Raw genomic sequence first — 10,166 nt, 5'->3', positions numbered from 1 at the left:
ATTTCTTAAATGGAGAGAAAAATAGCTGGGAATTGTAAGGAAGCGGTAGAACGAAAGCCTTTTAAGGGAAGGAACTTGGAGCTTTATACGGAAGCGCTCGGTGGAGTCTCAAGAGAGGATAGAAAGTTGCTACTGCGTCACCGCTATTCGCTTTCAACTCTTCTAGGGTGGAGTCTCAAGAGAGGATAGAAAGTCATCGCAGTCCTTCAGGTTGTTGCTGGCTTCTATCACCAGAGTGGAGTCTCAAGAGAGGATAGAAAGGAGTGATAAAGGAGTTGCTGCTGGAGTGCATGGCAAAGCGTGGAGTCTCAAGAGAGGATAGAAAGTGAACGCCGCTGAGGTCGCAATTGTCGCATTCCCTTGCGCCAGGTGGAGTCTCAAGAGAGGATAGAAAGCGCCGACGCTCTGAATGGCACTAGATACAGCTTTGCGTGGAGTCTCAAGAGAGGATGGAAAGATCTTCACGTCGCGGAACTTCGACAGGATTGAGAAGGTGTGGAGTCTCAAGAGAGGATAGAAAGTTAGTAGTTATGCACTGCGCGTGCGCGCTATGCTAGTGGAGTCTCAAGAGAGGATAGAAAGAATGACATCAGCCTCCTAGCCATGTCCCTTATCATGGTGAGGGTGGAGTCTCAAGAGAGGATAGAAAGATGCTTCCCGGTCAGTGGGCAAAATTAATAGCATGCCTGCGTGTGGAGTCTCAAGAGAGGATAGAAAGAATTACTTCACTATTCTTGACGATACTACGTTAACGAGACAGTGGAGTCTCAAGAGAGGATAGAAAGCCACCTGTACGAGGTGCGTACACTTAATGTCACCCACGGGTGGAGTCTCAAGAGAGGATAGAAAGTCATCACCCTCACCTCCTTACTCTTCATCCTCTTCATCTTCTGTGGAGTCTCAAGAGAGGATAGAAAGGTGATTACGTAATATCGCCACGCCCCACTTACGCTGCTAATGGTGGAGTCTCAAGAGAGGATAGAAAGGTTTGCAAACATTTTGTAATTTTTTCCTTTCTCCTTACGAGTGGAGTCTCAAAAGAGGATAGAAAGAATAAAGGAACAGCTCGTCAGTTTTATCTCATAAACCTCACGGATCCAAAAAGAGAATCAAAAGACGGAGCATAAGTTTTTGAAGACCTTGGTGGTCGAGAGACCGCTCCTATCTCAAAGGCACGACAGCGGAGGACGGGAGGCCTCGTTGCAGATCTCAGACTCTCTCCAGGAGTACTCACTAACGGAGGCCTTCGTCGTTTGGCAGACGTCGTCTGAAGGGAAGAGGGCGCGGGGTGGAGGCTAACAAGGCAGAGAGCCGGCTGCTCAAGTGAGGCGCTAGTCACGAATTTAGAACTGGATTTCTAAGTAGTAGTTTGGATAGAATCCAAGAGGAAAGTACAGACATCAAGAAATAGTTAGGAGCGTCGCCGACCAACACAAATAACGTGATGATTGGGTTGACCCCCCTCTTAGGCTAGGCCGAGGTCACACCTCTGACCGTATATTAGCTCCTTATGCGAGTCGGGACCGGGCGAGAAGCGTGTCGAAGACCTACATGACCTTGGGAGATCTCAAGCCGGGTAACTTCATAATGATAGACGGCGAACCGTGCAAGATAGTTGAGATGAGCAAAGCGAAGACCGGCAAACACGGGAGCGCGAAGGCCCACGTGGTAGCCATAAGCTTGATCAGCGGCGCTAAGAAGACCTTGGTTGCCCCGGTGGACACCAGGGTCGAGGTGCCAATAATTGAGAAGAGAGTTGGCCAAGTGTTAGCCATAACCGGCGACAGCGTCCAGCTCATGGATATGGAAACTTACGACACTTTTGAAGTCCCGTTGCCGGAAGAGGAAGAGCTCAAGGCTCGGTTGGAGCCCGGAGTGGAGGTAGAGTATTGGGTAATGCCTCCTGGAGTATACAAGATAATGAGAGTCAGAGGGGGGAAGTAAACCCCTTCTCCTTTTTGCGATAAAACCCCCCGACGGGCGAAGTCCCCCGGTACTCCCCTTTGAGGTCCAGGACCTCGTTTGAGAGGGAGCTGGCGAGCGAGCTCTACCAGAGGGGCTGGGCTGTTATGAGGGCCCCCGCTTCTGGGGCCGCCGCCAAGAGGTACTTGTACCCGGACTTGGTGGCGTTGAAGAAGGGAAGGGCAGTTGCAATAGAGGTCAAGAGTACCAAAGACAAAAAGTACATATATCTGGACAAGAGGCAGTACGAAATACTCAAAGAATGGGAAGAGAGAGGCGGGGCGGACGCGTGGGTCGCGGTGAGGGTGCTTTACTCAAGTTGGAAGTTCTACCCGCTGCGCTCCCTCAAGGAGGTCGGGAAGAGCTTCAGGCTTGACCTCAAGGGGGGTTTGAGTTTGGACTCCTTCGACGCCCTCTACTCCGTAAAGTTCACCTTAGTTGATTTCGCAAGGGGAACCTTAGAGACCTAAATGAACTTGACCGACACATTTCCTCCGCAGCACTCCATAACGTACTCCCCGACCGACGGCTTGAAGGGTTTGGCAACGGTCCCCAAGAGCAAACAGCCCTCCTTGTCTCTCAACAGCTCCGCGTTGGCGTTTATTCTGCTCATATCCACTGTTCCCTCCTCCTCAACTCCCGGCCCGAACACCTTCACTCTCTCTCCGTCCTTCAGCTCTACTTCCTTCCCGACGACGACCTTATTGGAGGCCGCTAGGTCTGCCAATAACATGAGCCAGTCGAGCTCGCTCCACCTCTTGCCGTAGCGGTTGTCCGGAACCTCTATTGCTAAGAAGAAGGAGCCCTCACAGAGGAAGACCTCCGGCTCAGCCAGCGGGTCGCTTAGCTTGCTCAGCTCCAAGGAGCTCCCGTTGCCCAGCAAGCCGTCCCGGAAGAGGGGGCCGGTTATGGGCCCGCCGCCGAACTTCCTCCTGCTCTCCTCTCCCGTCAAGCCGACCTTCCAGCCGGTTATAGGCCCCCAGACCTCCTTGGCCACCTCCGCGACCTTCCTCTGAACCTCCAGCGCCTCCTCGAAGTTCTCAGGCTTACAAGTCCAGTTTTTCACCTCTAAGGCCCTCCTCCACTCGAACGGGTCGCACCCCTTCAAGGCCTCGTTTCCCGTTGCTTCGTCGCTCAAAGGAATTTGAGCGCTTCTTCAGCTATGGCTCTAGCTAAGGGGGGCGGCACGGACTCGCCCACTTGGTTGTACTGGCTCTCCCTCCCGCCGAAGAACGCGAAGTTGTCCGGGTAACCCATGAGCCTGGCTTGCTCTCTCACTGTTAACAGCCGGTTCTCGTGAGGGTGGAAGAAGCGGGAGCTTCCGAGCACGGTAGGCGCCAACTTCTTGGGGTGGAGCTTTATCATGTTCGGGTAGAGCTTGCCCCCGCTGCCCTTGTAGTGTATGAGCGCCTCCCCCCACTTGAGCTTAGCGGCCCTCTTCTCCAGCCTCTTGGGCACGTGGGGCGGCTCGTGGTTCGGGGGCCACTCCGGGTTCGGGGGTGGCAAGCCCCTCAGCGCCTCCTCGACGGTTATCACCCTCCTGCACTTCGGAGGCCTCAAAGGTACGTTAGAAACGAAGACCCTAACCCTGTGGGACGGAACGCAGTAGTCCTCCGCCCTTAGGACGTTAAAGTATATCTTCGGATACCCTACCCTCGCGAACTCCCTCCTCAATGCCTCCTTTAACGACCCCTCTATCAACCCTTTCACGTTTTCCATTATGAAAACCTTGGGCTTCAAGTCTCCAACTATCCTTATGAAGTGGAGCACCAGCCTTCCTACGGGGTCCTTGTACAACCTGTCCAAGGGGTCCTTCTCCCTCTTGGGGTTCGCGGCGGTGTATGGCTCGCACGGAGGGGAGCCTATGACCACGTCCACGTCCCCGACCAGCTTCTCTAGGGTTTTGCTGCTCAACTTGGATACGTCTTCGACCAAAGTTAAGGCCTTGGGGTGGTTGGCCGCGTAGCTCCTCGCCGGGGCCTTGTCGTTGTCGACCCCCAGGACTCCCTCGAAGCCCGCCATCTCGAAGCCCAGCGCGAAGCCTCCGGCCCCCGAGAAGAGGTCAAAGAACGCTTTCTTCATGCTTTATTTCCTCCTCGAGACGCTTGATTATCTTCTCGAGGAGCTTCTTCCTAGGGTTGGTCTCGGCCAGCTCGAGGGCCTCCCCGCACCGGGGGCACGTGAAGTCGTAATTCATTGCTTCCTCGTACGAGAACTGGAGGCCGCACGCGGGGCAGTAGAAGTACTGGTCCTCCTCGCCTTCCAGCCTCCTCTTCAACTTCCCTAGGACGCTCTTCTTTATCTTCAACAAGTTCCTATTGAGAGTCTCCCGGTCTATGTACCAGTAGTATATGTAAGTTCCGTCCCCTTCGTTCCTTATCTTATAGTTCCTAACGAGTCCGTACCTCTCTAGCTTGTAAAGCGCCCTCCTTACGTCGTTAGGTTTCATTCCTAAGGTCTCGGTCAGTTGCTCCTCGCTTACGTCCTCGTACCTCATTAGCTCCTTGAACACCCTCACTCCCTCTTCCCCCGCCACGCTCCGCACGAACTCGAGGAGTTCCTCCAGAGGGTCCTTCTTCGCCAACCTTGACCACCTTCTTTCCCCTTTCGGTTGGAATTATTCTAAGTCTGCCGCCGACGGGCTGCCTATAAAGTTCCGCGCCGCCGTACAGCCGGTCTAGGAAGAGCGCCAAGGCCGCCACCTCGGAGTGGGGTTGATTGCCTATAGCGACGTTGTAGTGAGCGAGCTCGTAGTACTCTCGGGGGACCTTCTCGGCCCCAATTATCACAAGTATTTTGTCCTTCTTCCTTATCTCGTCAATTACCGAATCTACGGGGAGGCCGTACATCGTCAAATGAACTACAGTGCCCTCCCAAGACTTGACGTACTTGATGGGGGAGTTCGTGCACCCGAGCTCCTCTAACAGCCTCCCCCACCTCTCCTCTACTTCTCTCAGCTTCCCCAGCACCTTCTCGTCGCACGGGGAGAGCACGAAGCCGTGGGCCCCGAAGGCGCGGGCGACCAGCCCCACGTGGGTGGTTATCCTCTTGTCCCTCTCCGGGCGGTGGCCTATCCTCAAGACGTAAACTTTCAAAGCACTTCCTCCGCGTACTCCAGCTGTTCGCTGAGTAAATCTTTGATGTCCATAACTGAGCTCAACAGTTCGGACTTCACCTCCTTCCCTTCCCTCTCCAACTCGCTTATTACTGAGTAGGCCATCCTTATTGTTTCATCTATCATGTCGTCCAGCGTGTCCTCCACGGACTCCTTAGTCTCTCCCTCCTCAAGCATCTCTTCTATGATCTCGGCCAACCTCTCCTCGTCGACTCCGAGCCTGACCACCGTGGGGCTTCCCTCTTTTATGGTGATAAAGAACGGGGAGGTCGGTACGAGCAGTCTGGTCTCGTTTTCCGTCCTCACCACCTCTAGGCCGTACTTCTTAGCAACCCTCTCGATGCCCAAGTCGGACATCCGTTTGCTTAGCGTGTTGGGGAGGTAATTAAGGTCGGTCGCTTCGTTGCGGGATCATCACTCTCAGCTTTGCTACCTCCGCTCATCCCGAACCGTAGTTTACCCCTCTTGCGCGAGCTGCACGGGAATTAAAGTTGGCCAGGAGGAAGGAGCGGGACCGGAAGAGGAAGCTTTACGTGCTCGTCTCCGCGATGTTTGCCGCCTTGATGCTGGTCCCCGCTTGGCTGGGGCGAGGGGGCGGCGGGACCGCTATAAGCAAGTCCGACTTAGAAAAGTACTTGTACGTACCCAAGCCCGATAAATACACTATAATGTTGTTTCTCGCCTCACCCGAAGGTTGTCCTATCTGCCCGGAGGTTGCCAACAACGTAACCCAAGCGGTCGAGTTGCTAAACCAATCAATCGTTAACAATAAATTGAACATAACCATCGAGTTTAAGGTCTTTACTTGTGAGGGCTTTCCCCAGTGCAAGGACAAGGAGGCCTTGATAAACTTCCAAGTGTACAAGGTGTCCGAAGTTCCCTTACTCTTGCTGAGCTATAGGGGGCTCCTGGTGCCCTTCGACCCCACCGGCATGGGGCCCAGGACCCTCGCGGAAGTGCTGGCACAGTGGTATCAAATTATGTCCGAGGCGTGGAGGCCACCGAAGGAGGGCAAGTACTTGTTGTATCTGTACGATAAGTCTCACGAGAGCCCGTATTTGGATAGTATAGTCAAACAGGCCGAGCTGAACAACGTTACGGTAGTTAAGCTCGGGTGCGAGGCCTACCCGAAGAACTGCACGGACGTCCGCTCCCTCAGCACCATGCTGGTTCTTGGAATAACCCCCAAAGACCTCCCGTTAGCTATAGTCTACAAGGACGGGAGGGCAGTGGCCGCGGCTAAGGTGGACCGCCTGGAGGGGGTGGACGCGCTCCTCCAAGCCCTCAAGAACTGACCTCCACCTCTACCAACGAGCCTTTGTACAAGTAGTAAAGCAAGCCCCCTTTTAGCACGGCCTCGTCCGGGAGCGAGGGGCCGCTGACGAAGAGCACGGGCTGGGCTTCTTCCCTCTTAACGATTACGTCTTCCCTAGAGTAGACCTTGAAGAATGACTCGTCCCCTAGCTCCGGCGTCTCGTGTACCAAGAGGGCCCCGGCCTCGGCGTCGCTCAGCGAGTAGTACGAATACGATGGCAAGGTCATCGTAGGGACGTTCAACAAGTTAGAATTGTTGGTAATTTCAATTATTTCGTAAGAGCCTGTATCGAGTATAGCGGACCTCTGGACGTCTTTGACGAGCGCCACCACCCTTTGGTCCGATAAAACCTTGGCCCCCACCACTACCCTGGGTAACACGCCCTTAAACTTGACCAATGTTCCTTCATAACCCATTAGGACGCAAGCGTTCAAATCCGCACAAGCCGCGGCCACCTCGTCGCGGACCTCGTTGGCCGGAAAGGGGAAGGAAGCTACCTCCTTCAAGCTTTCGCCGAAAGAGTACAGCCTTGCTTTCCCGTTCTTGTTGACAATGAATCGGACCTCCTTAACTCCGCAACAAGTGTTGGTGTCGAAGAACGCGACCTTTCCGACGTCCTCCAACAACGTCTCTACTTTACCCTTCTCTACGTCTATTGCTATCAGCGAAGAGGATTCGAAGTCGTGGACTAAGACGTAGGGGAAGAGGAAGTGGGGCTTCCAGAAAGCCAGACCCACGAACTTTTTCTCTTCTGTGGCGACCAAGTCATAGAGCGCCGGCCTCACTATTGTTATCTTTCCCACGCGCGTGAAGTCGCCTTCCTCTTTGAACTCGTAGCCGAGCTCGGTCTCCCCACTCTCGACGTTAACAACCCTCGGACGGCCGTCCTCCAGCGAGACTGCGTAGACTTCTCCCCCTTCCTTGACTAGGTAGTCGTACAAGTCCCCCGGCCTCGCAACCGTTCGGTCGGAGAGTTTTGAGTGCGCCGTCCCTTCCGTTAAAGGAAGGCTTGAAGGTCCGATCTGGAAGGTCTTGGTGCGGGGGGTGGGATTTGAACCCACGCAGGCCTACGCCATCGGGTCCTGAGCCCGACCCCTTTGGCCAGGCTCGGGCACCCCCGCGAGGCTCCGGCGCTCGGTTCAAAAACTTCTTTATAAATTTTGCCTCAGCGCCGGGGTTTCCGGTCACCTCGTCCCCAGCGGCCATTCGCGCCTCATCGGCCCTCGGGACAGAGCGCCCTCGTCACTGCTCTGCCCGGTGGTTCGGGTCCTCATCGGGCTTAGCGGAACAGGTAGAGCGCCTCCGCCATTACGAGGAATCCTGCCAATAAAGCCCTGAGCTCTTGAGGGCTTTGGAAGTACGTCAGGAACACCTCGGCCAACACAGCGAGCGCGGGTAATATGATAATGGGCAAGTTGTTGAGTGCTACTCCTAAGAAGAGCGACGTCATCACTACCGCCAGGAGGACCGAGTCCCCCCAGTCGGGAAAGCCGGCAGAAGTGGCGGAGCTCAAGAGGGATAGGAGTAAGAACAGTTTAAGCAACCTAATCTCACCCCCGGGCCGACGAGCCCTCTCTACGTTTCAACCTTTAAGGCGCGCCCCGAGGTTCGTCGGGGCGAGAGCGTGGCGAAGGTAAAGGTCGGCGTGGTAATTTATAAGGAGAAGGACGAGAGCGGGGAGTACTACATAGCGGTGGAGCCCCTCTCGGGGGCACAAGTGCAAGGAGACACCGTAGAGGAGGTGTTAGAAAAGATAAAGGAAGAGATAAAAAAGATGAGTAGTGCTTGGTGCGAGTCGGAGCTGAGGGAGGCCGTGGACGCCAAGTTGATAGAGCTAGAGCTGGAAGAGGCAAGCGCTGGGTAGAAAAAGATCCCGATGGTCCCCGCCGGGGCCCGTTCGGCTTGAAGTGCTACTGGAGGAGGCTGGTCCTCGCCAACCAGAGCCTTTTGGCCAGGCTGAAGGGGAGAGTCCTCTTCGTCTCCGAGGCCAGGCCGGAGTACCCTTGGAGGAGGCTCTCTCCCAACGCTTACCGGAGAGTTTTGGGGACTGAGTGGGATCACGCGGTCATAGACCTCCGCTTCCCCGTCCCCGCCAACGCCTTCCCCGCCGTCATGGAGACTGTGAGGGCCGGCGGAACTATAGCAATTATAAAGGAAAAAAACTTGAGTGAGGTTTACTCCTCAAGGGGCGGGACCGGCCTCTTCGGGACTTACATAGAACGCGCCTTGGAAGCTTACGAGGAGGGAGGCCCTTGCCCAAAGTGGGAACCTCCCAGAGGGCTGACCAGGGAGCAGAGGGCGGCGTTGAAGAAGTTGAACGGCTTCGTGGTGGGCTCTGGCAGAGTGATGGCGATATTGGGGGACAGGGGGAGGGGGAAGAGCGCCCTCTTGGGCGCGGTGGCCGCGGCGCTGGTCTCCGACTTCGGCGTCAGGAGGGTCGAGGTGACGTCCCCATCCCCGGAGCTCCACAGCTTCTTGAAGATGTTCGAGCAACAAATGAGTGAGAGGAGGGCCCGCTTCAAGAAGGAGGAATCCGAGGAGGGCTGGCGCTTGGTGGGGCCGGGGTGGAGGGTGGAGTGGGTCCCCCCGCCCAAGGCGGGGGGCAAGGGCGGGGCTGTGCTGATTGACGAGGCGGCGGCTGTGGGGCTGGCGTCGGTCAGGAGGATAATCAACCGCTCTTGGAAGGTAGTGATGGCCACCACGGTCCACGGGTACGAGGGCTCCGGAAGGGCCCTCACCAAAACTTTGCTGAACAAAATTAAGAACTTAATGATTATAGAGTTGAAAGAGCCGGTGAGGTACCCCCCAGGAGACCCGGTGGAGAGGTGGCTGTACGAGGCCTTCCACTTGAACGCCGAGCCCTCGCCGTCCGAGCCCGTCGGGGGGCCTACGGAAGTGGACAGAAAAGAGATCGCCGACCCCGCCGCGGCGAGGCCCTACGCGGCCTTGCTCTCCTACGCCCACTACCGCTGGGAGCCCTCAGACTTGGAGCTGGTGCTGGAGCACCCTAAGGGCAAGCTGTGGGAGTACCCCGGGAGCGAGGGGCCGGTAGGGCTGGCGTTCACGGTGGACGAGGAGCCCCCGGAAGACCCGTGGGCCCCCGCGAGGGGGGCCGCCCTGAGCAGGCTGCTCTCTCGCCTCGCCCCTACGCCGGCGAGGCGGGTGGTCAGGATAGCTGTGGTCCCAGAGCTCCAGAGGAGGGGCATCGGGAGCTCTTTGTTGAAGGCACTGGAGGCCGAGGTGACCGGGGCTATATTTTCAAACCACGAGGTGCTGGACTTCTGGTTGAAAAACGGGTACAAGGTGATATACTTGTCTCCCAAGTACAACAAGGTTACCGGGGAGAAAAACGTAGCGGTGGCAAAGGGAGGGGAGTCCGTGGAGTTGGCCGCGAGGGCCTTCGCGCGCTCCTTCCTGCTCTCCGCTCACGGAGTGTACAGGGACGTGGACGTCAAGAAGGCATTCAAAATGCTCAAACATTCCTCCCCTCAGCCCTTGAATATTAAATGTGATAAGCTGTTATTGGAAAAGTTCTTGGAAAGGAAGATAGAGGCCGAGAGTGCCTTCCCCGCGCTCTACTGCTGCGCCCTCAGCGGCGTTTGGGAGCTCCCGGAGGAGCTTGGAGCGGCGGCCTTCGGCTTCTTGGTCCAAGGGAAGGGCCTCTGGGACCTGGCCGCCTCCTTCGAGGTCAGCGTAGAAAAAGTCAAGGAGATTTTGGACGAGGGCTTGAGGGCCCTGGCTTCCGAATGCGTCTCAGATTAATAAGCGAGGCCT

Annotated in this window: 12 protein-coding genes, 1 tRNA gene and 1 CRISPR repeat array; of the genes, 5 read left to right on the top strand and 8 right to left on the bottom strand. The window is 56.2% G+C overall.

Annotated features, from left to right (window positions below; translation table 11 throughout):
* Window positions 1-100: 100 nt before the first annotated feature.
* Window positions 101-1,052: a CRISPR direct-repeat array (repeat unit 26 nt; unit sequence GTGGAGTCTCAAGAGAGGATAGAAAG).
* A gap of 484 nt (window positions 1,053-1,536) precedes the next feature.
* The gene (locus tag AC1HCZ_RS07065; RefSeq protein WP_479462840.1) at window positions 1,537-1,944 is read left to right on the top strand and encodes a translation initiation factor IF-5A; all 408 of its coding nucleotides are present in this window, start codon (window positions 1,537-1,539) and stop codon (window positions 1,942-1,944) included.
* Window positions 1,945-2,003: 59 nt separating this feature from the next.
* Entirely contained in the window at window positions 2,004-2,432 is a 429-nt protein-coding gene (gene hjc, locus AC1HCZ_RS07060) for a Holliday junction resolvase Hjc (RefSeq protein ID WP_479462839.1), read from the top strand.
* Here the strand turns inward: hjc and AC1HCZ_RS07055 are convergent.
* Genes AC1HCZ_RS07055 through AC1HCZ_RS07035 form a run of 5 tightly spaced genes read right to left on the bottom strand, consistent with a single transcriptional unit; the run spans window position 2,429 to window position 5,434 of the window.
* Entirely contained in the window at window positions 2,429-3,100 is a 672-nt protein-coding gene (locus AC1HCZ_RS07055; RefSeq protein ID WP_479462838.1) for a hypothetical protein, read from the bottom strand. The genes hjc and AC1HCZ_RS07055 overlap by 4 nt on opposite strands.
* The gene (locus AC1HCZ_RS07050; RefSeq protein WP_479462837.1) at window positions 3,097-4,044 is read right to left on the bottom strand and encodes a DNA cytosine methyltransferase; all 948 of its coding nucleotides are present in this window, start codon (window positions 4,042-4,044) and stop codon (window positions 3,097-3,099) included. Before AC1HCZ_RS07050 ends, AC1HCZ_RS07055 begins: the two co-directional genes overlap by 4 nt.
* Window positions 4,025-4,480: a GntR family transcriptional regulator gene (locus tag AC1HCZ_RS07045; RefSeq protein ID WP_479462836.1), complete on the bottom strand. Its 456-nt coding sequence runs from the start codon at window positions 4,478-4,480 to the stop codon at window positions 4,025-4,027. The genes AC1HCZ_RS07050 and AC1HCZ_RS07045 overlap by 20 nt, the downstream gene beginning before the upstream one ends.
* Window positions 4,401-5,057 carry a tRNA (cytidine(56)-2'-O)-methyltransferase gene (locus AC1HCZ_RS07040; protein ID WP_479462835.1) on the bottom strand — a complete coding sequence of 219 codons (657 nt, stop codon included), beginning with the start codon at window positions 5,055-5,057 and terminating at the stop codon, window positions 4,401-4,403. The genes AC1HCZ_RS07045 and AC1HCZ_RS07040 overlap by 80 nt, the downstream gene beginning before the upstream one ends.
* On the bottom strand, window positions 5,054-5,434 hold the full coding sequence (locus AC1HCZ_RS07035) for a hypothetical protein (RefSeq protein WP_479462834.1): 381 nt from the start codon (window positions 5,432-5,434) through the stop codon (window positions 5,054-5,056). The genes AC1HCZ_RS07040 and AC1HCZ_RS07035 overlap by 4 nt, the downstream gene beginning before the upstream one ends.
* A gap of 134 nt (window positions 5,435-5,568) precedes the next feature.
* On the opposite strand from AC1HCZ_RS07035, the gene AC1HCZ_RS07030 reads away from it, so the two are divergent.
* A complete protein-coding gene (locus AC1HCZ_RS07030; RefSeq protein WP_479462833.1) occupies window positions 5,569-6,372 on the top strand; it encodes a hypothetical protein in 804 nt (267 codons plus the stop codon).
* Here the strand turns inward: AC1HCZ_RS07030 and AC1HCZ_RS07025 are convergent.
* From AC1HCZ_RS07025 to AC1HCZ_RS07015, 3 genes are all read right to left on the bottom strand, one after another.
* Entirely contained in the window at window positions 6,362-7,333 is a 972-nt protein-coding gene (locus tag AC1HCZ_RS07025; RefSeq protein ID WP_479462832.1) for a hypothetical protein, read from the bottom strand. The two genes, AC1HCZ_RS07030 and AC1HCZ_RS07025, sit on opposite strands and share 11 nt — an antisense overlap.
* A gap of 92 nt (window positions 7,334-7,425) precedes the next feature.
* A tRNA-Leu gene (locus tag AC1HCZ_RS07020) sits at window positions 7,426-7,513 on the bottom strand.
* A gap of 158 nt (window positions 7,514-7,671) precedes the next feature.
* Window positions 7,672-7,935 (bottom strand): hypothetical protein, encoded by a 264-nt coding sequence (locus AC1HCZ_RS07015; RefSeq protein WP_479462831.1) that lies wholly within the window; start codon window positions 7,933-7,935, stop codon window positions 7,672-7,674.
* Window positions 7,936-8,016: 81 nt separating this feature from the next.
* Between AC1HCZ_RS07015 and AC1HCZ_RS07010 the strand changes: the two genes are divergently transcribed.
* Window positions 8,017-8,256 carry a type II toxin-antitoxin system HicB family antitoxin gene (locus tag AC1HCZ_RS07010; RefSeq protein ID WP_479462830.1) on the top strand — a complete coding sequence of 80 codons (240 nt, stop codon included), beginning with the start codon at window positions 8,017-8,019 and terminating at the stop codon, window positions 8,254-8,256.
* 38 nt (window positions 8,257-8,294) lie between these two features.
* Window positions 8,295-10,154: a tRNA(Met) cytidine acetyltransferase TmcA domain-containing protein gene (locus AC1HCZ_RS07005; protein WP_479462829.1), complete on the top strand. Its 1,860-nt coding sequence runs from the start codon at window positions 8,295-8,297 to the stop codon at window positions 10,152-10,154.
* Window positions 10,155-10,166 lie beyond the last annotated feature (12 nt).

This window comes from Ignicoccus sp. (assembly GCF_056435145.1).
Note: the sequence above shows the minus strand (reverse complement) of the source record. Positions and strands in the feature narration are given on the sequence as shown.

Coding starts and splice junctions, on each gene's coding strand:
- AC1HCZ_RS07050 (WP_479462837.1), bottom strand. CDS start 4,044: ATGAAGAAAGCGTTCTTTGACCTCTTCTCGGGGGCCGGAGGCTTCGCG.
- AC1HCZ_RS07035 (WP_479462834.1), bottom strand. CDS start 5,434: ATGTCCGACTTGGGCATCGAGAGGGTTGCTAAGAAGTACGGCCTAGAG.